The sequence below is a fragment of the Streptosporangium carneum genome (genome assembly GCF_027922005.1).
Classification (GTDB): Bacteria; Actinomycetota; Actinomycetes; order Streptosporangiales; family Streptosporangiaceae; genus Streptosporangium; species Streptosporangium carneum.
In genome coordinates this window covers 1-524 of the sequence record NZ_BSEV01000164.1, presented here as the reverse complement: position 1 = coordinate 524, position 524 = coordinate 1, and the positions used below count along the sequence as shown (strand labels likewise).

General features: G+C 61.3%; 1 protein-coding gene. It reads left to right on the top strand.

Translation table 11 applies throughout. The features are described 5' to 3' along the window. Window positions 1-524 (top strand): EF-Tu/IF-2/RF-3 family GTPase (locus PKF00_RS45085; protein WP_271223807.1); only part of this gene is annotated, 524 nt, incomplete at both ends.

Genomic DNA, 524 nt, shown 5'->3' with positions numbered 1-524 from the left:
AAGATCATGAACGACCCGTTCGTCGGCTCGCTGACCTTCGCGCGCATCTATTCCGGTCACCTCGAGACGGGCGTGTCCCTGCTCAACACGGTGAAGGAAAAGAAAGAGCGTATCGGCCGTATGCTGCTGATGCACTCGAACTCGCGCGAAGACATCAAGGAAGCCTTCGCCGGCGACATCGTCGCCATTGCGGGCCTCAAGGACACCACGACGGGCGACACGCTCTGCGATCCGTCCAGCCCGGTCATCCTGGAGCGTATGGAATTCCCGGATCCGGTGATCGAGCTCGCGATCGAGCCGAAATCGAAGGGTGACCAGGAAAAGCTCGGCATCGCGCTGCAGCGTCTGGCCGCCGAGGATCCGTCCTTCCGCATGAAGACCGACGAAGAGTCCGGTCAGACCATCATCGCGGGCATGGGCGAGCTTCACCTCGACATCCTGGTCGATCGCATGAAGCGCGAATTCAAGGTCGAAGCGAATATCGGTGCGCCGCACGTGGCCTACCGTGAATCGCTCGGTCACGC